The organism is Paenibacillus sp. J31R30, assembly GCF_059692115.1.
The window spans coordinates 593,427-614,871 of sequence record NZ_JCAUAV010000001.1; the positions used below are offsets into that span (position 1 = coordinate 593,427).

Genomic DNA, 21,445 nt, shown 5'->3' on the forward strand with positions numbered 1-21,445 from the left:
GAAGAAATAGGTAATTGATCCTTTTCAAAGGAGACTGCCCATGCCCCTAGCCATGAAAACGCTCCGCTCGAAATTGTCCAAAATGCCGTTCAGCTATCAGTTGTTCATCAGCTATCTGCTGCTGTTTACGATTCCGGTACTGATTATCAGCGGGTTGAGCTTCATTTATATGAAAAAAACGATCATTGAGGATGTTGGCAAGTTTTCAATGAAATCGCTTTCACAGACAGCTCGGAATTTGGATTATCAAATGGGTGAAATGATCAATCTGAATTATGGCATCGTGACCAATAAAGATTTGATAGGCATACTTCAAGATACGTCATCTTTGAATAATGAATATACGAAATATATTTATGAGCGTAAATTTATAACTGATATTTTTCCTGTTGTATTCGGGAGTAAAGTGGATGTTATCCAATCGATTCAGGTTTTTGGCAGGTTGGGTACAACCTTAGTCTACCCTCTATCTAATCTCCAAGATATGAATGTAAGCTTGCAGCAATCGATTGCGATACCAGAAGAGTTGTTGAACAGCCGCAGTTATGCGATTGGCGAACCGATTTGGCTGCTGCAGGACACATTCATCTGCTATGTTCAAAATATCTTTTCTTCGGATTTTCAACATTTGGGTACGGTTGTGATAAAGCTGAAGCCTAGTTTTTTGGCCAATTCTTATCAATCGATTCTGGAAGGCAATGATATTTATGTCGTCACGCATACAGGGACAGTTTTGTCTCATATAGATACCCCAAGGATCGGCACATCGCTCCAGCTGTTGCTTCAAGCCAGTGAAGAGGAAGCAGGCAGCGAAACGAAGGAGATCCAATATAACGGTGTGCACTATTTGTTCAATAAGACTCAGCTCTATCATCAGAAATGGTATATTGTGCAGCTTGTTCCTTGGAGTGAGGTCAGCAGCAAGCTGGATTCGGTTAAACATATTGTTGTGATTGTTTCCATCTGTACGTTCCTCTTGGCCTTATTGACGGCGCTTGTGTTCTCTCGTACCTTATCTTCCCCGATCAAAAGGCTGATCCGCTCCATGAGGTTGGTAGAAAGAGGGGATTTGCAGGTGCAGGTGTCTGCTGACTCCTATGGTGAATTCGGTTTGCTGGAGCGGCAGTATAATAAAATGGTGGGTAACCTCCAAAATATGATGGATATGTTGGAGAAGGAGCAGAAGCGACTGCATGAATCGGAGTTGAAAGCGCTGCAGGCTCAGATCAACCCGCATTTTCTTTACAATACGCTGAATGCGATTAACTGGATGGCAGTTGAATATAAGGCTCAACCGATCAGTAAAATGGTCGTTGCCTTATCCAAACTGTTCCGCCTAAGCTTGAACCAAGGCAAAGAATTTATTGAGATAGGTAAGGAGCTGGAGCATCTTTACTGCTATCTCGAGATCCAACAAATCAGACACGGGAATAAGCTGAGTATACATGAGAAAGTAGACGAGCAGCTGTACGCGATGACCTGCTTGAAGCTAATCCTGCAGCCATTGGTGGAAAACAGCATTGAACACGGCTTTAATCTTCGTGAAGGCAGGGGAACCCTTTGGATTGAAGCCATCTTGGAGGGTGAATATCTCTTGTTCCGTATCCGTGACGACGGAACAGGTGTGGATGTGGAAACGATGAACCGGAGACTGAATGGTGAAGTGCCCTCCAAGGGATATGGTGTTTCCAATATCCAACAGCGTATTCGCCTTTACTACGGCAAGGACTGCGGGCTATCCTACCAGAACCGACCTGAAGGAGGAACGGTTGTTACCGTCCGAATGAAACATTTGCCTCAATAGAGGTTTATGCTGCTTTGCTGTGCAGAACGTTGCTAACGAAATGCGTAAGGAAGGTGGGGAGTATATGTATTCGGTCTTGTTGGTGGACGACGAAGAATTGGTGCTGCGTATTATGGAAAATTGTGTGGATTGGCATGAAATGGGTTTCCAAATTGCGGCCACGGCCAAGAATGGTGAGGAAGCCTTAAGGAAGCTTGGAACAGGCTTCATTGATGTGATCATCACGGATATTCGGATGCCGGTGATGGACGGGTTAACGATGATTGAGCATCTGAGGGAAACTCACAGGGATATCACAATCATCATTACGACGGGTTATGATGAGTTCGAATATGCCCGGAAAGCTGTATCTCAAGATGTGCTCGAGTATTTGCTGAAGCCGATTGAAATCGAAGCGTTGACGAAATCACTCGGCAAAGTAAAAGAAAAGCTGGACCAGGAACTGGAACGCAAGACGTATGAGCAGCGGTTAATTCAGAAGTTAAATCAGAGCATGCCCGTGCTGAAGATCAGCGTGATCGAGGACTGGCTGCGGGGCAGATATGGCGCTTTGGACGAGCTGATCAGTAAGTTATCCTTTGTCGGAATAGATTGGCCGGCGGCTAAGTACCAAGTCGTGTTGTTCTCATTAGTGAACAAACTGAACCGCGAAGTGCCGCCACGTTGGTTTCACTTTGAAGAGAATCTGCAGCTTGCCAAATTTGCAGTCGCCAACATTGTGACGGAATGTTTGGAAGCAGCGGGAATTCGCAGCATATATCCGGAGTATGTCAAGGATAGCTGGCCGGTCATTATGCAATATGACGAAGAACACGGCAGACCTGATCAACTTACTTATGTATTGGAGGATATTCATCATAAAGTTAATCAATATCTGAAACTGAATCTTCACATTAGTGTGGGAGACGCTTGTGACAACTTGCATGAGGTCCCTGGCTCTTACCGGAATGTACGCACAGTCGCGAAATATGCGCTATTTCAAGAAGCACCAGGCATTCTGTTCTATAGAGATCTACATAAACCTGAACAAGTGCCCGTTGCTTGGCTGGACATGCAGAAGCAGCTAATAGAAGGCATCCGCCTGCAAAGCTACCCACAAGTCAATGTGGCCGTGAATGATTTGTTTGCCTTGCTGGATAACCGCCGATATGATCCAGATGAGGTGTATGGCATCTTAGAAAAGTGCTTGATGCTGACCAACATTACCCTGATCGAGATGGGTGAGCGGATTGAAGATGTGTTTTATCAAAAAGAAGAAATAAGCCTCCAATTGCGTCAGTTTGAGCATATGTTGCAAGTCAAGCTATGGTTTTCGGAGCTGTATGCGCAGCTGTTGGATTCGTTAACGTACCGGAACCGTTCCAAACACAAGCATTTCGTGGAGAGAATGGTTGACTATATTAAGGAGCATTACAACCAAGACATCACGTTAGACGATTTGGCCTTGAAGGTGAATCTGTCCCCTAACTATTGCAGCCTCGTCTTTAAAAGCGTCATGAATCAGGGGTTTTCTGAGTATGTGACGCATGTCAGAATGGAGCAGGCGAAGCTGCTGATCAAGGAATCCGACTTGAAAGTGTACGAAGTCGCCGATAAGGTAGGTTATAAGAATATTTATTACTTCAGTAAAATATTTAAGAGCATGGTAGGGCTGACGCCTACAGAGTATAGAGGCAAATGAGTTTGGCAGGGCGCGGATAGCTACAACACGACAAGTGATAGACTGGATTGGCGCGGACGCACGACGTATGGCGGCTCGAGAGCTAGAGAGCAAGAGAGCAAGAGAGCTCGAGAGCTAGAGGGCTCGAGATAAGGTGATGGCATCATCTTATCTCGGGCTTTTTCTCATATTCACTGAAAATAGAGTAATAGTGTAACGCTAAAGTGTTGAAACCCGGAGGAAACAGCAACTTTTGGAGCGATTAGCGTTACCGCGTAACGTTATTGTGCAGCAGAGAGTCTATTGGAGCTGAATAGCGTTATGGGATAACGCTATTCAAGCCCGCTGCACAGCCTTGGGGCCAAGTCTGTAGGAACGAATACGATCCGAGCCCGATGCAGCAAGCAGCAGCTCGGCTTGGACCAATTCATGCAGCAATTTCCGCGCATGCTGCCCCTTAATGGCAAGCAGCTCACATACCTCGTGCGGCGCGAACGGTCTCTGAACTTGAGTGGCGAACCGGATAATTTCCCGCTGCTTTAATGGAAGATTCATAGCCACGTTTACGCCGCCACCGTACAGTTTGCCTAACACTTGCTGGATGAGCTGCTGACAGCGCCTGGGCTTCTCTTTGATGGCATCCAGCGGGAAGCGGTAAATGTGCCAGCCGTCCAGCATCAATTGGTTTTGTCGTTCGCGCTCATAGTCAAAGCTGCGCCGGGTCACATTTTTGGCATGCGAGCTGAAATCATCGACTTCCCAATTGATCAGATAGGGAGGCCTGATGTAGGCGGAATCCAAATAGAAGACACCGTCCCGATAATTCGTGACTTCGTACTCCGCATGCAGAAAGTCTAAGCTGCCGACAGCAGGCAGCCAGATGTCTTGTGCAAACAGCTTCTCATTGTGGGCATGTCCTTCGTTTAATCGACGGAGAACCTCACCGTTACGATTCATCCTCTGTTTTGCCAACCAAAGCTCATAAAGTTCCATGTACATTCTCCTCCTCCGTTGAGACAAAAAACACCGCACCATCCCAGACTAGGGAAGGAGCGGTGTGCTTCACGCGCAACGATATGTACTGCCTACTATAGCCGAAAGAAATCATTTTGTCACGAGAGATAAAAAGTATAAAAAACAGTAAAGTATTGAGGTTTCTGCCCAAAATGCCGTGCGGTAAGATAAAGATACTTAAATAGAGACCAACAGAAGGATTGGAGGAGAGTATACGAGGTGAGACGGGCGCGCAAGACAAGTTGGTTGACCAAAGAAGATTTGGCTGGTTATCTGTTTGTGTTACCGATGCTGGCCGGCATGGCTGTTTTCGTTTTTTACCCTTTGGTCCAGGTATTTCTCATGAGCTTTCAAAACCATAATGGAGTCAGCGGTCACTGGGTCGGTTTAGCCAATTATACGTATATTTTTCATGATTCCTTGTTTTGGAAAGCTTTTCGCAATACGATCTGGTTTCTTGTCATCGGCATGGTGTGGATTCCGGTCGGGTTCATCATTTCAATTCTTATTCATTCCATAGGTAAGGGGAAAAACATATATAAATCATTATTCTTCGTACCCTATATTGTCTCGATTGTTGCCACAGGCATGATATTCACGGTTATTATGTATCCAACGGAAATCGGTCCTGTTAATCAAGTGCTAGGTATAGTAGGTATTGAGCCGCTAAAATGGTTTTCACATACGGATACCTCTCGGCTGTCGCTAGTATTACTAGGTCTATGGCATGGAACTGGATTTGTGATGCTGATTTTCCTCACGGGACTTCAGACGATTTCGCAAGAGATGATCGAAGCAGGCAAGGTGGATGGAACGAACAGATTTCAAGAATGGATGTATATCGTGATTCCATCTCTGCGACCTATTATCGTATTTTTGTTTATTATGTCCTGCATTTGGGGCTTGAAAAGATTCGCCGATGTCTTCGTCATTGGCGGTGTCGATGGTACACCAGGCGGATCGTTAAGCACGCTGCTGTTGTATTTATACAGATTCGGCTTCGAATCGTTTCAGTTCGGAACGGCTGCCGCAGTATCCATTGTCGTTTTCATCATGATTATGATCGTCACCTTAATTAATCTTAAGTTAGTCGGCAAGAGTTCCTAGATAGAGGAAGTGAACACGTTGAAGACGACGAAAACAATTTCTAATGCGGATAGCAGGGTCACGGTGAAGGATCAGAAATTAACAAGCTATAAAAAAAGGTTAAATGGGGAAAAAGCCGTGTTTCACTTGCTTTTGTCTGTGGCAGCACTCGTGTTATTGTTTCCGCTATTATGGATGTCTTCGATCAGTTTCAATCTAGATGCCTATAACAGTGTGCCAACCCCGTTTACATTTATTCCGGAGCATTTTGGATTTAATAACTATGTAAGCGCTTGGAAGAGTCTCGATATTATTAATCTTTACAGCAACTCGATTATGGTAACCGCAGGAACGATCCTATTCAGCGTCAGTTCAGCGGTAGCATCGGGCTATGCGATATCGAAAATTCCTTTTAAAGGTGCGAAAATCGTATTTTTCCTCGCCTTGGCAACGCTTATGATACCTGGGGAGGCAGCGATTGTGCCGGTATTCGTCATGTTCAACAAGTTGGGCTTACTCAACTCCTATTGGAGCTTGTATTTATATTCGATTTGTTACTCGTTCGGGACCTTCTTGGCGAAGCAGTATTTCGATACGGTGCCTTCTGCATTCCGCGAAGCGGCGAAGGTGGATGGGGCCGGCGAATTTTACATTTTCTCGAGAATTTATGTGCCGCTTTGTATGCCGGTTGTTTCCACGCTCGTGATTCTACAGTTTCTGAATTCATGGAACGATCTGCTCTGGCCGCTTCTGTTATTGAACAGCCCTGATAAATATACGCTGCAGATCGGAATGAGCATTTTTTTGTCCGCGCAAAAATCGATGAGCACCTCACCTGGATTAACAATGACAGCCTCTGTATACATGATTGCTCCCGTACTGATGATCTACTTGCTTTTCCAGAAGTATATTATCCAAAGTGTCGCCTCTGCAGGTGTAAAAGGCTAAGTCTTCACGCCTCGCGTAACGAGTTACCCACTTACTTGAGGATCAGCGGAAGGAAAGTATTCCGATCCTATATTGGCCTTGGAACGAACTTTAAAAGGGAGATGGGACAAAGATGAAGAAATGGGCGCTCGGTGGATTCAGCGTATTTATTGCAGCATCAGTGATGTTATCCGGCTGTTCAGGGGAACCAGAGGCGACGAAGCCGGTAGACAAACCGGCGGACACGCCGAAGGTGGAGGCGAAGAAAGAGATCACCGGAACCGTCAAGCTTGGCATTATCGGACCGGATTGGACGGCGAAGGACAATGTTACTCCGCAAGGCGTCAAACGTGAAGGCGCAGAGAAGCTCGTCGCGCAATTCAGTGAGAAATTCCCGAAGGTGAAGGTAGAAATTATTGAGATTCCGTTCGACGGTCGGATTGCCAAGCAGCAGACACTGTTGATATCCAAAGGCGTAGATGTGATGCAAGCAAATCCGCCGATCGATTTCTACAGACAGGGCTTGCTCATGCCGCTTCGTAAGTACGTGGAACAGGAAAAGCTGACAGATCTTTACGTTGACAGCGCTTTCAAATCACCGACGAGAACTTGGGATCCTGCGGACAATGAAATTATCGCCTTGCCAGGCCAGTTGGACTCGGCCACCGTTGCCTATGATAAGAAGTTGTTCGAAGACTTCGGCGTAGCGCCATTATCAGAGAATCCGACGATGGCTGAAATTGTGGAGAAAGCCAAGAAGCTGACTGGCAAAAATCCAAAAACGGGCGAACAAACCTATGGCATCTACGTCGATGGCAGCTGGCAGCTGTATCTGCTGACGAATTATTTCCTTGCTGAGAAAGATTTCCCGACGCCGGCTGTTCAATACCCAGCATCATATAAGGAATCCAAGGTTTCCTTTAACTCTCCAGCTATTAAATCAGCACTAGACAAAGAAATTGATCTAATTAAATCGGCGGCACACCCGGGATTCATAACTGGTAACGGCAAAGAAAACTGGGGAACTGAGAAGAACAATGCAGCCATCTATCTGTATGCGCAACCGGTTGTAATGAATCCTGCCGTTTCGAATAAGCTAACAGACCGTTTCGTTCTTACAAGAGGCGTACGTTATGACAATGACAGAGCTTATTTTGGCAGCAACCTCGGTTGGGCAATTGCTAAGAATACTGAGAATTTCGATGCATCCTGGGAGTTGGCTAAGTTTCTAGCGGGTCCAGCAGGGCAAGAGTTCAGCTATAAGAATTTCAGCAATATTCCTTCTTTGAAAACTGTGAATTTCATGAATGATAACCCCTATGCAGCTAAATTTATGGAGGTCGTGTCGAAAGGTGCAGTCAATCATGACCCTACGCCATTTATGGGAACCGGCTACCGTCCTGGCATTAACGATATCATTACATTAGCGGTCCAAGGGAAAGATGATGTAAAAATTCAGCAGAAGCTGGACGAAATTCAAACCAAGTTCGAAGAATGGAAAAAGCAGCAGAAGTAATATAGCGGAATCATCAAAGCAGCTCCTTGCCTAGAGGAGCTCTTTTATGTGCAAGGTCTAGAAATGATAAATGAAGGGACGGAGTTCATCATGTATAAAAAGTGGCTGCTTTATATGTTTGGATGTCTCATTGTCGCATTTGTTACGATCATTCCGAGCAATGGCACTGTTCTGGCTGCGATACAAAATGAGTACTTTGTGGCTGCGAATGGGACCGATACAACCGGGAACGGTTCATCAGGCAACCCGTGGGCGACAATCGATAAGGCGAGAGACTATATTCGAACAAACAATATCAATGATAATATGACAGGCGATATTGTAGTTAACGTAGCTGCAGGGGATTATTACGTGACATCAACGATTTCATTTAACGAACAGGACTCGGGTTCTAATGGATACAAGGTGATTTACAAGAATCAAGATGCTGTCGGAAGCGCTAAAATACATGGGGGAACCAAACTGGATTCGGGGTGGTCCGTTTATGATGCGGGCAATGATATTTGGCGTAAAAATGTAGGCACCAGCTATGTCATGGATACGCTTTATGAGAATGGAAGCAGAGCTATCAAAGCAAGAATTGCGGATTATACGTATAATCCCAGCTTCGAAACGGCAAGAGAAGGGTATTTCCGGTCAGTAACAGGTAACGGAACAGCCACCTCCAACACGACTTGGATTACGTATAATCCAGCTGATTTCAATCCTACTGGTTGGGATATCAGCCAACTCAAGATCAGTATTTTCCCGTGGGGCAATTCGGATTGGCACCGGTGGACGGTCTCCGTCTCATCCATCGATACGGTAAATAAGAAAATATTTTTCAATAACATGGGTGATTTTACGGAGATGGGCGCGAGTGCTAGATACTGGCTCGAAGATTCCTACAATTTTCTGAATGCTCCCGGAGAATTTTTCTTCAATCAAAGCACAGGGTATCTCTACTACAAATCGTATACAGGAGGAGACCCAAGCAGCAAAAATGTGATCATGCCAAAGGTTAAAGACGTCATCAAGCTTTATGGAACAAATGCCAGTAACACGGTGCATGATATTCGATTTGATGGCTTAATGCTGGGAGAAACCGACTCAACTTCGCCGATTACGATGTGGTGGAATACCGATGGAGGCAGCGTGGAGACCTCAGATTGGGGGTATAACGATCATGCTGTTATTTTCTTAAGAAATACGGATCATATCGAAATACGGAATTCCCATATCAAAAATGCAGGTCGGCACGGTGTTCTGATGGTCGGTCAAAATAACTACAATACGGTTTATGGCAACTGGATTGAACATATGGGTGTGAGCGGCATTATTATTTCGAACGGAAAGGGAGTTAGAGACGGATCGACGACGGCGAATACCGATATTAGCGAACATCATTTGCTATCGAATAATCGCATTCATAACATCGGTGAATTGAATCTATACGCGGAAGGTGTGCATTTACAGAACACAAGCTACAATGAGGTGTCCTACTCAGAAATATTTAATTCCGCAAGATATGCAGTTTCGCTTAGGGGGCACGCTAGATATGATTATACGGCCAATTATTATACGTACGCTCAGCCATCGCAGGGCAATGTCATTCAATATTTGAAAGTCTATAATATGAACCAAGACAGTGGAGATACTGGAGCGATTCATTCTGCTGTAGTCAACGCAACAAGCGGCAGTTATATCAACGACTGGAGTCAAATTACCATCGATAATGTGCGTGCAGTCCCGAGCATGCATGACTATGCTCCTGGCGGCGTTTTCTTGGACTGGGGCGGACATACATGGGGACAACATTTTACGAACATTCAAGTCACGAATACGCAAGGCGTAGCCTATCGATCCAATGATAATCCGAGTGTGAACAGTCCTGTACTATCGAATGTAAGCTGGCAGGCTGGATTTAACTCAGCTCAAATGCAATATGGTGCGATTGGTCTTAAAAAGGATTTCCCTATCGAATATAGAGTCATGCAGGATGATTTCGAAGACGGTGTTGCCAACGATTGGACAGCAGATGGGACTTGGAGTGTTGTCACGGACGGCAGCTACAGGTACCAGAATGATATCAACAGTGCTACGAACAAATATGCATCGGTCGGAAGTGTCTCCAGCGATTATTCCGTGGAGGCTGTAATTAAGCCGACAACTTTCTATGCGGTCAACAAAGCGTTTGGTTTAGCGGCGAGGTATACGGATGCGAACAACAATTACAGATTCTTCTATAGCGGTGCTTCAGGCGTATGGAAGATAAATAAGACGGTGAGCGGTACGTCGACGGAGCTCGCGACAGGTGGAGCGTATACGGTGGCTACGGGGACGGAGTATGCCGTTAAAATGGTTGTAGACGGTTCTTCGATCAAGGGTTATGTCAATGGCGTGCTGCAAGCGCAAACGACAGATACTTCTCTGACCTCGGGAAAAGCAGCCCTGCAAAGCTTTTATCTACAAACAACATTTGATCAAATTGAAGTACACTCGTTACCATCGCAATTCAGCGATGACTTCAATGATGGCAATGCCAACGGCTGGGCGGCAGATGCAGCTTGGAGTGTGGTGACAGACGGCAGCTACAGGTATCAAAGTGATATTAATAGTGCAACGAATAAATATGCGACCTTAGCAAATGCATGGACCGACACGACAGTGCAGGCGGTCATCAAGCCGACTACCTTCTACGCAGCGAACAAAGCTTTTGGTTTGGCCGCAAGGTATACGGATGCAAATAACAATTACAGGTTCTTCTATAGCGGCTCTGCTGGCGTCTGGAAATTAGGCAAGACAGTGAATGGAACGTGGACGGATCTTGATGCAAGCGGCGCGTTTACCGTTAATACAGGTACAGAATATACGGTTAAGCTCGAGCTAATTGGACGTACGATTAGAGCTTATGTAGATGGCGTCTTGCTGTGCGAAGCTGCGGATTCTTCCTTCACCTCCGGGAAAGCTGCTTTGCAAGCCTATTACATTAAAATGACGTTTGATAATGTTATGGTGAATTAAAGAAGTTACGAACACCGTTCACCTGGAACGGCGCATATGCCGCCGATAGGCGAACGGTGTTTTCTTCTCGAGATTTTTGAAGGTGCGGCCAAAATGGGAGGGATCGTTGTAACCGGACTGATAACAAATCTCCGTTACACTCAGCGTCGATTCTCTTAGCAGCTTTTTGGCATGATGAATTCGTTTTAACGTGATATATTCTCCGACGGTAAAGCCGGTGTGCTTTTTGAATAATGTTGTCAAATAGGCCTTATTCATATGGCAGTACTTGGCAATGTCCTCCAACGAAACGGGTTCCAAGAAGATCGATCCGATATATTGAAGTACATGGGTGATATCTGGCGGTAAGCCATCATGCTTTTGCAAGGGAGAAGGTGGACTTTCTGCAGATTGATGCAGCCTTTGAATAGTGAGTAGGAGTTCAAGAATCAGGACGCGCGCCATGGAAGAATATCCGGTAGGTTTGTTGTGCAATTCTTCGTTAAGTCGAGCGAACATCGCTTCGAATTGCTTTTGACTCTGTTCATCCGCTTGGACATGAAGGCCATTTTCAGTGACGAGGTCGAGGATAAAGCCTGCTTCATCTATCCAGGGAAGCTGCGCGAAATCTGCTTTGCAAAGGAGAACGTGTCTGCCCAAGTTGTTGTGGGAATCGGATAGCAGCACCTTATGCAAGGTAAAAGGATGAATGAGAATAATCGAACCAGGTCGAAGAGGGTATACCTCATTTCCAACGAGATAATTTCCCGTTCCTTCCCAAATGTAATACACTTCAACACCGTCATGACTTTGAACATCGTAGAAGGGGGCGACAGAGTCAAGCTTATAGTACACAAAGGCAGGGAAGTCTTTGAGATGAGCATCTACTTCAAGCTTCATTTCGTCAGCTGAATGAAATAACAGGCGCATGGCTGCCCTCCAATTGCTGTTCATTTTCTTCCATTATATCTCAGAAATCAAAATAGAAATCAAAATATTCTCATAAAAACAACGAAATCCATCACCAACCCTGCAGATCAACTATTGGTACACTGAAAGTGGAAGTGGTTAATGATCGAGAAACCTATTTTAGGAGGATGAACGCATATGACATTAACGGCAGCACAAAAGCAGCAATTTCAGGAAGACGGGTATTTGAAATATGGCGCGTTAATTACACCACAAGAGGTGAGTGAGCTCCAAGAAGCTTACATGGCAACACTGGACGATATGCGTAAGGCACAAGCATTGGCTAGCATCAGAGGCGGACAGACCGCAAGCGGCAAAGAAACACAAGTGTATCAGATCAGAGCCGCTCACCTGAAGCATGTTTTATTCGATCGGGTGATGAGGGATTCTCGGTTGCTTGATGTTGTAGAAGAACTGATTGGACCCAATATTCGAGTAGTTCTCCATCAGGGGCTATACAAACCCCCTCATGTTGGCGGCGTTGTTAATTGGCATCAGGATGATTACTATTTTAGGGTTGATAAAAAAGACGCCGTCGTCAGCTGCTGGTTAGCACTCGATGACGCGACAGCTGAGAATGGCTGTATGTGGGTAGCCCCAAACAGACATCACGGAATCATAGATCATGTCCCTTTATCCGGCGGCAACGGATTTGAAATTGTAACCATCGATGAGGCTGAGACAGTTCCTGTTCTGTTAAAAGCTGGCCAATGCATGTTTCATCATGGATTGGCGCCGCACCGGACGCTGGCGAATACGTCGGATACGCATCGACGCGCTTTGGCTATTCATTTTATGGATGCAACCGCGAAACCGTTAGGAGATGGCCGACAGCATGAGCCGAGTGAGAATATGCCGATTGTCCGGGGCGAGGGAGTAAGCTGGTAGCGAAAATCGACTTACGTGTTTCGAGAATGGCAATAGGAGTAGTGTAAGTCGAAAAAATCGACTTACGAGTGATGAAAATGGCAATAGGAGTAGTGTAAATCGAAAAAATCGAGTTACGTGTGACGGGAATGGCAATAGGAGAAGTGTAAGTCGAAAAAATCGACTTACGAGTGACGGGAAAGGCAATAGGAGTAGTGTAAGTCGAAAAAATCGACTTACGTGTGACGGGAATGGCAATAGGAGTAGTGTAAGTCGAAAAAATCGAGTTACGTGTGACGAGAATGGCAATAGGAGTAGTGTAAGTCGAAAAAATCGATTAACGTGTGACAAGAATGGCAATAGGAGTAGTGTAAGTCGAAAAAATCGACTTACGAGTGATGAAAATGGCAATAGGAGTAGTGTAAATCGAAAAAATCGATTAACTCATAAGAATTCTGTACCAGCTGCACTCTTACTGTGTAAGACTGACCCAAAATGTCCAATAAAAAATATAAAAAACAGTAATGTACTGAGGTTTCGAGATCGCAGACTACATTGTAAAGTAGATGCAAGGAAGGAATAGAACAGCGTAAAGGGAAGGGGGATCGATGCAGTCAACAAAGAAGAGAGCGCATTGTTTCAAGGCGCTCTCTTCTTTCAATGAGTTGCTAGTTTTCTTGGAACCTGACAATAGCGGCAAACAACGAACTAAGATCAATATCAAGGCAAGATATGATGTCTGAAGATAGCTTATCCCCTGTTCCGTAAGTAGCATGTAGCTGCAGCTTCTGTCCTTCAAGAATAAATTGATCGATGGTGTGCAGCACTGGATCAACAATCCAATATTCCTTAACACCGAAGCGTTCGTACAACGATTTTTTACGAATTTTATCATGGCTGCCCGTACTCGGGGAGAGAATTTCCACCAAAAGATCGGGTGCGCCTACAATTTTGCGATTGATGATGATATGTGCGTTTTCATTTGAGATAAAGATGAGATCGGGTTGAACAGTGTTTTGTTCACTCAGATGAACGTCCATCGGTGCCACGATAATGGTGCCGTTTTGGTTGCATGTTGTCCGTATTGCATAAATAAGTTCAGTTACCAATACTTGGTGATCAACTGCAGGAGAAGGTTTACATTCGTAACGAACCCCGTCAATGATTTCATAACGGTTGTTATAATCGTATACGTCTTGGCGTTCTTTTATCAAATTGGATCGTTTGGAGTGGTTCATATCTGTCACGGACATCACCTCCATCTTCTAATACTTGTACCCAGTATAACATACTAAAACGCTCAGGAGCGACGTACCGAGCTAGAGTTTCGGCATACAAAGACCATATCCATTCACTTGTCTAGGAGGTAGAAAATGGGCCGTAGACCTAAAGTATTAATCTCTCGTCAATTTGTTGGAGATGCGATACAGCGGATCAAAGAACAATACGAGGTTAGAGAATGGATGGAAGAGGGGCCTATGCCGCTCACATTGCTGAAGGAATGGATTGCGGACTGTGATGGATACTTTGGCGTAGGCGACCCATTGCGAGGAGAAGTACTGGACGCGGCCAAGCAGCTTCGCATAATCAGCCATGTTGCAGTTGGCACGGATAATATCGATATTCCGGCTTGCACAGCAAGAGGGATAACCATAGGAAATACACCTGGCGTCCTAACGGATTCTACGGCGGATATGACGATGGCCTTGCTGCTAACTTACACCCGCAGGATGGTTGAACAAGTAGAATATGTACGATCCGGGCAATGGAAAATGAATTTCCCCACTCTGCTGCTGGGGAATGACATCAAAGGCAAAACGCTTGGCATCATCGGAATGGGTGCAATTGGTGAAGCGGTAGCACGTAGGGCAGTCGCTTTCGGCATGAAAGTCATTTACTTTAATCGGCGTCCAAAAGAAGGGGTTTCGCCTGATCTTGCAGAGTATGTCAAGCTGAACGACTTGCTCTCAGCATCGGATTACGTCAGTATTCACGCGCCGCTTACGGATGAAACCAGATATCTTATTAATTCGGATCGTTTGCATATGATGAAGAAAAGTGCGGTGCTGCTCAATATGGCCAGAGGGCCGCTCGTTGATACGGCTGCGCTCTATGATGCGCTTCTTCATCAAGTTATTGCCGGAGCGGCGTTGGATGTTACGGATCCTGAGCCCCTTCCAGCCGATCATCCGCTGCTCCGTATGCCGAATGTGATCGTAACGCCTCATGCAGGAAGCTCTACCTGGGAAACTCGCAACAATATGGCGCTTACAGCTCTGGAGAATCTGCAGCTCGGACTGGCTGGTAAGCCGCTTAAGTACTGCGTGAACCCGCAGGCTGCTGATCGAGAAAGGACACTGTAGGATGAAGCAGTTATCCGGCATCATACCAATTGTTGCTGCAGTTTTTAATGAGCAAGGCAGAGTGGATGTAGAGGGTTTTCAAAATCTGGTGAAGCACCTTATGAACACTGGAGCTAATGCGTTGACGCTTTTCGGTCTTGCGACAGAATTTTACAAGCTAACGGATGAGGAAAGAGATCGGATGATGCGCATTTTGCTCGACGAAACGAGTCGCTCAACTACTGTCGCAGGTGTGATTTCAATCACCCATCACAGCTGGGAGGTGGCTGTACTTCAAGCACAGCAGGCGGAAGCCGAGGGAGCGGACGCGCTTATGCTGCTGCCGCCATTTTTCCTATCCCCCTCCTCAGAAGCGATACTGAAACATATGAAAAAGGTTTCGAATGCGGTTTCTATCCCCGTCATTGTTCAATATGCACCTAACCAAACAGGTGTCAGAATTACATCGGATGTTTTCATTCGCTTACAAGAAGAATGCGAGAACGCGCGTTTCGTCAAGGTAGAGACCCAGCCGCCTGGCCGATATGCGAGCCAATTGCATGAACAATCAGCAGGCAAGATTGACACACTGATCGGCTACGCAGGCGTTCAAATGATCGACGTGCTGCAACGGGGTTCAGTAGGCATTCAACCGGGATGTTCATTTACCGAAATTTATGTCGCCATGTATGCCATGTTCCAACAAGGCAAATTGGATGAATTAAACGCATTATTTGAGCGACTGCTCCCATACATCTCTTACTGGATGCAAGGGGTAGAGCTGATTATTAAGGCGGAGAAAGTGATTTTGCAGAAGCGTGGAATTATTCCCAGCAGCTATTGCCGACAACCTGATTATCAGTTGGACGTGGTTGAAACGAATAGGATCGACCAATTCCTGGATGAATTTCAATTTTACTTGAAGGGGTAGATCGGCATGAAAATTACGGATGTCAAAACGTACATTGTCGGCAATCAGTGGAAAAATTGGGTGTTTACGCAGGTTGAGACGGACGCAGGTATCTCGGGTATTGGAGAAGCGACGTTAAACGGCTTTGCGAAAACGGTGGAAGCAGCGATCCATGAATTAAAGCGATTTGTTATTGGCAAGGATCCATTTGACGTTGAAAATCACACCCTGCGCTTGTTTCGAGAAGTGTACTCGGACGGCGGACAAATTCAAGGCGCAGCTTTGTCGGGTTTGGAGTATGCATGCTGGGACATCATGGGGAAAGCACTGGGGCAGCCGGTATATAAGCTGATCGGGGGCAAATGCCATGACCGGCTCCGCGCGTATGCGAACGGTTGGTATCGGGGTGAACGGACGCCTGACAATTTCTATGAAAAAGCGAAAGCGGTCGTCGATAAAGGTTATACGGCGCTTAAATTTGATCCATTCGGTGCGGCATGGCGAGCTATGGACCGAGACGAATTCGAGTTATCCATCGCCTGTATCAAAGCGGTACGGGAGGCTGTCGGACCGAGTGTCGACATTCTGATTGAAGGCCATAACCGATTCAGCGTGCATACAGCTTTGCAGCTGGCGGATGCTATGGCACCGTACAAGCCGACCTGGTTTGAAGCGCCAGTACCTCCGCAAAATATTTCAGCGATGGTGGAAGTGGCGCATCGCAGTCCAGTGCCGATCGCCTGCGGCGAGGATTATTACTGCCGAGAGCAATTCGCCGAGCTATTGAAACACGAGGCCGTACACATCATCCAGCTGGAGCCGCAATATTTGGGATTCACGCAAGCCAAGCAGGTTTGTGCGATGACGCATGCGCATTACGGCGTAACCGCGCCGCACAGTGCGCAAGGTCCGCTGTGTTCGATCGCCTGCGCGCATCTGAATACCGCGACACCGAATTTCTTTATTCACGAAATCTTTGAAGATTTTAACGATGATTGGACGCGTCAAATTTTGACTAATACCATTGAAGTGAAAGACGGCTATATTACGCTGGAAGATCGCCCTGGCTGGGGGACGGAGTTAAATATGGATGTGATCGCGCAACACCCGTATAATCCGAACAATTATTTACCGCTTTTCCGTGAAGGCTGGGAGAAACGTAAGCCAGTTGTTGATTAAATGAGGAGGTACTTGCATGCATGCCGATTGGCGCAATCTGAAGTACGGTCATCAAATTCCGAATGAATCCTATTGTGATCAGCCGTATGTTGTACAGACCCAGGATGGCGGATGGCTCTGTCTCATGACAACAGGTCATGGAGAAGAAGGGGAACACGGTCAGCATGTCGTCGCAACCGTGAGTAAAGATAAGGGAGAAACATGGTCTCCGCTGATCGATATTGAGCCAGCAGGACCGCCTGAGGCGTCATGGGTCACCCCTTTAATCGTACCGAGTGGGCGCGTTTATGCTTTCTACACATACAATGGCACGGGAATGAGAGAGTTGACTGGCGTCGAAGGGGAAATTCGTGGCAGAGTGGACACGATGGGGGATTTTGCATATAAATACTCGGATGATCATGGCCATTCTTGGTCGGACAAACGATTCAACATTCCGCTGCGGATGACGGATATTGACCGTAACAATGCGGATCAAGGCCGTTTTCAATATTTTTGGAGTGTCAGTAAACCAATCGTTCACGAAGGATGCGTCTATATCGGCCTGGCCAAGATTGGCAAATTCGGACTCGGATTCATGGAGAATTCTGAGGGTTATTTTGTCAAAAGCGATAATGTGTTAGAGGAACAAAATCCAGACCTAATTCGTTGGCAGACACTTCCGGATGGGGATATCGGTCTCCGTTCTCCTGGAGGTGGACCTATTGCTGAAGAGCACTATGTGGTGGGATTAAACGACGGCAGCTTATATTGTACGTATCGAACGATTGAAGGACACAACGCTCACGCTTATAGCCGGGATGGCGGACATACGTGGACGGAACCGGAATTTGCGACATACACGCCGGGGGGAAGAAAGATCAAGCACCCGCGTGCGGCCAACTTTGTATGGAAAACGAGCAATGGCAAGTACCTGTTATGGTTCCATAATCATGGAGAGAATTGGGTTGAAAAAGGGTATGGCGCTAGTAACCAATGGCTTCCTTATACGAATCGAAATCCAGTATGGCTGAGCGGTGGCGTGGAAAAAGAGGGTCATCTCTATTGGTCACAGCCTGAAATTGTCCTATACGATGAAGATACGAGCGTTCGGGTCAGTTACCCTGATTTAATTGAAGAAGAGGGTAGCTTCTACTTGACAGAAACGCAAAAAACGGTTGCCCGTGTCCATACCATCGATATTTCTCTATTAGAAGCGATGTGGAATCAGGAGCATAACCATCAATTGGTCACGAGTGGATTGGTTTTGGTTTTACAGGATTCGGAATGTCGTTCGGGTACCAAGGTTAAAATACCACAGTTGCCATTGCTTGCAGATGGTGGCGGGTTCGCGATGGACTTCTGGTTCCGATTATCAGAGCTGTCCGTTGGTCAAATATTTCTAGATACCCGAGATTTGAAAGGAATCGGCATGCATGTGTCGATGACGGATCGAGCGACCGTTAAATTGACTTTAAATGACGGGAAGTCGGAATCTTCCTGGGAATGCGATACGGATCTGTTGAAAAAGGATACGTGGCACCATCTGGCCATCATCGTGGATGGAGGACCGAAAATCATCACTTTCGTAGTGGATGGAATCCTATGTGACGGTGGCCTGTCGCGACCTTTCGGCTGGGGACGCTTTAACAAGGATCTGGGGAATGTGGGTGGAGCTTCACACTTACTCATGGCTCCGAATTTGAAGGGTCAAATTCAATCATTACGTCTTTATGATCGATATTTGCTTACCTCGGAAGCTGTGAGTAATTTCAGTGCTGGGATGTGAAGACATTTCTCATAATTACCTAGTTTTATTGTGAAAATAACCGCGAAGCAAGCAAAAGTGCAGAAGTGCATCCTTTTTTATGGAATTAACCTATCAATTTGAAATGCGTGCAAATAAGCAATTATTTCTGCCAGCATTCATCATTTTGGCGCCTTTAGGTCCTAAAGGTTGCACTTTCGCACTAATTTATCAAGTTTAGCTATTTTCCCCCTAAAATAAGTGTACTTTAGCATCTTTGACCCAATAACAATGATGCAACAAAAAAAGGAGCTAAGCGTCACTTAGCTCCTTTTCCATTTTTTTGCTCAGCGAAGCTCACACACCATTTTATAACTGCCAGGCTCCGCGCGGAAGCCGATCAAATCGCGGTTAATGCGCAGCATAGGGCCATTCATGGAATCATTGTGTGTTTTCAAATAAGGCACACCACAGGCACTGGCAGTTTGTATGCCGAGCATCTTTAAAGCAAGTGCTATCCGGCGACCGCGATACTCCGGTAGTACGCCGGTATACTCATGATACATCGCCTTCGTCTGCTCATTTTGCTGCAAGGTGACTACGCCGATGTAGCGGTCGCCATCTTTGGCGATGTGGATCCATTCGGGGTGTACCCCGTTTTGCGCGATGGTCCACTTTTTCCATTCCTCGAACCATGGAAAGTCACCGGAGTAACCCGGAATATCCGGATGCGTGATCTTATACAGCTCGTGTAACTTTCGCTCACTTGCTTCTCCTGGCTCATCTGCGAGTGTGATGAACTGAATGCCATCGCGCTCTGCCTCCCGAATAGCATCAACAAGTGTGCCGCCATTAAATGAGGCCAAGTCCAGAACAGATTCGAACAAGTGGCGATCTTTTACGTGGTTGCGACGTTCTGCGAAAGCTAATGACCGCTCGTCGGTCTCCTTCATATGGCCGATGAGTCGCGAGGCTTTGACTTCGACAGCCCAACGATGAAGCTCATCATATAAGGCATTCCCTACACCGTTACCTCGAATTGTCGGGTCAACAACCAAGTTATAGATCAGTGCGCCAGGCTCCGTCCATGGAGCTCGCCATGCGATTGCATAAGCGACGACATGTCCGTGCTCGTCTTCTGCGACCCATTTGGGACGATCCCATCCCATTAATTTCCCTTCTTCATTATAATGCAGCTTGCCAGGAGGAATTTTATCCTCATCTTCATTGAGCTGTTCAGCTGTTGTTGGTTCCGACCAGATCAGATTGAGGAGAGGAGCTACTGCTTTGAAATCGTCGGGTTGCTGCAATTTACGAATGAACCAATTTGGCACGTTATGACCTCCAACTAGAATAGAATCTATGTTGTCATTATTACATGCCTGGCGTCGTACTTCTTGGTAAAGTCTGGATATAATTAAAGATTCTGAGCCTGATCTCAAATCATTCTATGAAAATGGTGTAAGCACTCATTCCTTTGAATTTATAAGGTGTGAACCCCACATGCTTCTTAAACAGTTGACAGAAGTACGAGAAATTACCTAAACCGACCGCTTCACCGATATCTTGAACGGACATATCGGTCGTGCGCAGAAGCCAGCAGGCTTGCCGGATCCGGCGTGCGGTTAAATACTCTGTAATGGTACTGCCAACGGATTGATGAAAAGTGGCAGAGACATGGTTTGGCGACAGATGAACCGCCGAAGCAAGCTCGTCCAGCTTGAATGGCTCCATGTAATGCGCCTCGATCCAAGCAAGCATTCGCTCGGCTGTGGATGAGCTCTTGGGTGCTAGCATTGGCACGGAATCCGATTGTGATAACGCAGCCTTCTCCGAATCCGTGCGGAGCTGGTGCAAGAAAGCGGTGAGGAATAGCACCTGCTCCTCTAACAGACGTTCAGGGCCGCGATCCTTGGCGGCATCAAGCCTAGTCGTATAGCTCCGAAGTAAACCTTCAAGCTCCGCTAGGTTTTCGCTTCGAAATGCCTGCGGCATGAACGGGTCCTTCCATAGCTTCCTTAGGAACTCGCGGAGTGCTGGGAATATGGCAAAGGCGGATTCTAGCAGGGCTGGCTCCAACACGAATAGCGAGCGGACATAGCGGTCCTGAGGCAGATTGTGAATCCGAATGCGATGCAGCTGAAAAGGCCTGAAGCAGAAAATCGTGCCAGGTATTAGCTCGACAATTTGTTGTTCTATTACGACAAACCCTGTGCCTTCATGGACTACTAGCAGTTCCATGCCCTGATGAGCATGAAACACTTCTTCGAATGAGTGTGTTCTATCTTTAAAAAACGATAATTGCACGGGGTGCACGTTTAAGTTCAAGTAATTCATCAGCTTCATGGGAGATCTCCTCATCGTAATCTAACAACATTTTATCATAAGAGGGCTAAACTTTTTCATGCTTTTTTTTGATACGATGGAGACAAGTGAAAGCGCAACTAGGAGGAGACACGTTAC

16 protein-coding genes are annotated in these 21,445 nt (G+C 46.2%); 11 read left to right on the forward strand and 5 right to left on the reverse strand.

Annotated features, from left to right (window positions below):
* Positions 1-40: 40 nt before the first annotated feature.
* Both AC58QO_RS01955 and AC58QO_RS01960 read left to right on the forward strand, forming a co-directional pair.
* On the forward strand, positions 41-1,804 hold the full coding sequence (locus tag AC58QO_RS01955; RefSeq protein ID WP_497263562.1) for a cache domain-containing sensor histidine kinase: 1,764 nt from the start codon (positions 41-43) through the stop codon (positions 1,802-1,804).
* Between the two features lie 64 nt (positions 1,805-1,868).
* Positions 1,869-3,485: a response regulator gene (locus tag AC58QO_RS01960; RefSeq protein WP_497263564.1), complete on the forward strand. Its 1,617-nt coding sequence runs from the start codon at positions 1,869-1,871 to the stop codon at positions 3,483-3,485.
* A gap of 315 nt (positions 3,486-3,800) precedes the next feature.
* On the opposite strand, the gene AC58QO_RS01965 is transcribed toward AC58QO_RS01960, so the two are convergent.
* Positions 3,801-4,457 carry a DNA-binding response regulator gene (locus AC58QO_RS01965; RefSeq protein ID WP_497263566.1) on the reverse strand — a complete coding sequence of 219 codons (657 nt, stop codon included), beginning with the start codon at positions 4,455-4,457 and terminating at the stop codon, positions 3,801-3,803.
* A gap of 240 nt (positions 4,458-4,697) precedes the next feature.
* On the opposite strand from AC58QO_RS01965, the gene AC58QO_RS01970 reads away from it, so the two are divergent.
* The 4 genes from AC58QO_RS01970 to AC58QO_RS01985 all read left to right on the forward strand — a co-directional run bounded on the left by AC58QO_RS01970 (position 4,698) and on the right by AC58QO_RS01985 (position 11,010).
* A complete protein-coding gene (locus AC58QO_RS01970; RefSeq protein ID WP_497263568.1) occupies positions 4,698-5,585 on the forward strand; it encodes a carbohydrate ABC transporter permease in 888 nt (295 codons plus the stop codon).
* A gap of 18 nt (positions 5,586-5,603) precedes the next feature.
* Positions 5,604-6,512 (forward strand): carbohydrate ABC transporter permease, encoded by a 909-nt coding sequence (locus AC58QO_RS01975; protein ID WP_497263570.1) that lies wholly within the window; start codon positions 5,604-5,606, stop codon positions 6,510-6,512.
* Positions 6,513-6,624: 112 nt separating this feature from the next.
* The gene (locus AC58QO_RS01980; protein WP_497263572.1) at positions 6,625-8,007 is read left to right on the forward strand and encodes an extracellular solute-binding protein; all 1,383 of its coding nucleotides are present in this window, start codon (positions 6,625-6,627) and stop codon (positions 8,005-8,007) included.
* Positions 8,008-8,055: 48 nt separating this feature from the next.
* On the forward strand, positions 8,056-11,010 hold the full coding sequence (locus AC58QO_RS01985) for a hypothetical protein (protein WP_497263573.1): 2,955 nt from the start codon (positions 8,056-8,058) through the stop codon (positions 11,008-11,010).
* 18 nt (positions 11,011-11,028) lie between these two features.
* Here the strand turns inward: AC58QO_RS01985 and AC58QO_RS01990 are convergent, their stop codons facing one another.
* The gene (locus AC58QO_RS01990; RefSeq protein WP_497263575.1) at positions 11,029-11,919 is read right to left on the reverse strand and encodes an AraC family transcriptional regulator; all 891 of its coding nucleotides are present in this window, start codon (positions 11,917-11,919) and stop codon (positions 11,029-11,031) included.
* 177 nt (positions 11,920-12,096) lie between these two features.
* Here AC58QO_RS01990 and AC58QO_RS01995 point away from each other — a divergent pair, with 177 nt between their 5' ends.
* Positions 12,097-12,846: a phytanoyl-CoA dioxygenase family protein gene (locus AC58QO_RS01995; RefSeq protein ID WP_497263577.1), complete on the forward strand. Its 750-nt coding sequence runs from the start codon at positions 12,097-12,099 to the stop codon at positions 12,844-12,846.
* A gap of 647 nt (positions 12,847-13,493) precedes the next feature.
* Here AC58QO_RS01995 and AC58QO_RS02000 read toward each other — a convergent pair.
* Positions 13,494-14,063 (reverse strand): Uma2 family endonuclease, encoded by a 570-nt coding sequence (locus tag AC58QO_RS02000; RefSeq protein ID WP_497264366.1) that lies wholly within the window; start codon positions 14,061-14,063, stop codon positions 13,494-13,496.
* Between the two features lie 135 nt (positions 14,064-14,198).
* Between AC58QO_RS02000 and AC58QO_RS02005 the strand changes: the two genes are divergently transcribed.
* Genes AC58QO_RS02005 through AC58QO_RS02020 form a run of 4 tightly spaced genes read left to right on the forward strand, consistent with a single transcriptional unit; the run spans position 14,199 to position 19,024 of the window.
* Complete coding sequence (locus AC58QO_RS02005) at positions 14,199-15,188, forward strand: 2-hydroxyacid dehydrogenase (protein WP_497263579.1); 990 nt, start codon at positions 14,199-14,201, stop codon at positions 15,186-15,188.
* 1 nt (position 15,189) lies between these two features.
* Positions 15,190-16,098 (forward strand): dihydrodipicolinate synthase family protein, encoded by a 909-nt coding sequence (locus AC58QO_RS02010; protein ID WP_497263581.1) that lies wholly within the window; start codon positions 15,190-15,192, stop codon positions 16,096-16,098.
* Positions 16,099-16,104: 6 nt separating this feature from the next.
* Complete coding sequence (locus AC58QO_RS02015; protein ID WP_497263583.1) at positions 16,105-17,256, forward strand: mandelate racemase/muconate lactonizing enzyme family protein; 1,152 nt, start codon at positions 16,105-16,107, stop codon at positions 17,254-17,256.
* Between the two features lie 16 nt (positions 17,257-17,272).
* Positions 17,273-19,024 (forward strand): exo-alpha-sialidase, encoded by a 1,752-nt coding sequence (locus tag AC58QO_RS02020; RefSeq protein WP_497263585.1) that lies wholly within the window; start codon positions 17,273-17,275, stop codon positions 19,022-19,024.
* Positions 19,025-19,329: 305 nt separating this feature from the next.
* On the opposite strand, the gene AC58QO_RS02025 is transcribed toward AC58QO_RS02020, so the two are convergent.
* Positions 19,330-20,316: a GNAT family N-acetyltransferase gene (locus AC58QO_RS02025; protein ID WP_497263587.1), complete on the reverse strand. Its 987-nt coding sequence runs from the start codon at positions 20,314-20,316 to the stop codon at positions 19,330-19,332.
* A gap of 109 nt (positions 20,317-20,425) precedes the next feature.
* A complete protein-coding gene (locus tag AC58QO_RS02030; protein ID WP_497263589.1) occupies positions 20,426-21,328 on the reverse strand; it encodes a helix-turn-helix domain-containing protein in 903 nt (300 codons plus the stop codon).
* Positions 21,329-21,445: the final 117 nt, after the last annotated feature.

Coding starts and splice junctions, on each gene's coding strand:
- AC58QO_RS02010 (WP_497263581.1), top strand. CDS start 15,190: ATGAAGCAGTTATCCGGCATCATACCAATTGTTGCTGCAGTTTTTAAT.
- AC58QO_RS02030 (WP_497263589.1), bottom strand. CDS start 21,328: ATGAAGCTGATGAATTACTTGAACTTAAACGTGCACCCCGTGCAATTA.
- AC58QO_RS01980 (WP_497263572.1), top strand. CDS start 6,625: ATGAAGAAATGGGCGCTCGGTGGATTCAGCGTATTTATTGCAGCATCA.
- AC58QO_RS01960 (WP_497263564.1), top strand. CDS start 1,869: ATGTATTCGGTCTTGTTGGTGGACGACGAAGAATTGGTGCTGCGTATT.
- AC58QO_RS01955 (WP_497263562.1), top strand. CDS start 41: ATGCCCCTAGCCATGAAAACGCTCCGCTCGAAATTGTCCAAAATGCCG.
- AC58QO_RS01965 (WP_497263566.1), bottom strand. CDS start 4,457: ATGGAACTTTATGAGCTTTGGTTGGCAAAACAGAGGATGAATCGTAAC.
- AC58QO_RS02015 (WP_497263583.1), top strand. CDS start 16,105: ATGAAAATTACGGATGTCAAAACGTACATTGTCGGCAATCAGTGGAAA.
- AC58QO_RS01995 (WP_497263577.1), top strand. CDS start 12,097: ATGACATTAACGGCAGCACAAAAGCAGCAATTTCAGGAAGACGGGTAT.
- AC58QO_RS02005 (WP_497263579.1), top strand. CDS start 14,199: ATGGGCCGTAGACCTAAAGTATTAATCTCTCGTCAATTTGTTGGAGAT.
- AC58QO_RS02020 (WP_497263585.1), top strand. CDS start 17,273: ATGCATGCCGATTGGCGCAATCTGAAGTACGGTCATCAAATTCCGAAT.
- AC58QO_RS01990 (WP_497263575.1), bottom strand. CDS start 11,919: ATGCGCCTGTTATTTCATTCAGCTGACGAAATGAAGCTTGAAGTAGAT.
- AC58QO_RS02000 (WP_497264366.1), bottom strand. CDS start 14,063: ATGAACCACTCCAAACGATCCAATTTGATAAAAGAACGCCAAGACGTA.